Source organism: Candidatus Protochlamydia sp. R18, assembly GCF_000648255.1.
In the GTDB taxonomy this organism is placed as follows: domain Bacteria; phylum Chlamydiota; class Chlamydiia; order Chlamydiales; family Parachlamydiaceae; genus Protochlamydia; species Protochlamydia amoebophila.
This window is the reverse complement of record NZ_BASL01000595.1, coordinates 1-247: the sequence shown is the minus strand read 5'-3', so window position 1 is coordinate 247 and position 247 is coordinate 1. Positions and strand designations below refer to the sequence as shown.

At 37.7% G+C, this 247-nt stretch carries 1 pseudogene; it reads left to right on the top strand.

From position 1 onward, the window contains the following. Positions 1–247 (top strand): annotated as a pseudogene (locus TY19_RS19440) (hypothetical protein); the annotation flags it as partial.

Sequence of the window (247 nt, the reverse complement as noted above, 5' to 3'; positions counted from 1 at the left end):
CGAGCCTTTATTAAGTTCCTTAACTCACCCAGAAGAATTAAATGCTTTAGAGGACACTTCCCCAAAGAAAATTGAGTCCTCCACACAATCCTCAGATTTTTTCTCTTCATCCCAGAAGTTTAAACTGAGATTTCAGGATGAAACTTCGCTAAACATCTCCTATTCTCAACTATCTTTGTTAAAGGAAGAATCGCCCTATTTTAAAAGTCTTTGGTCGGGAAATTTTCGAGAAACCCTTCAAGATCCT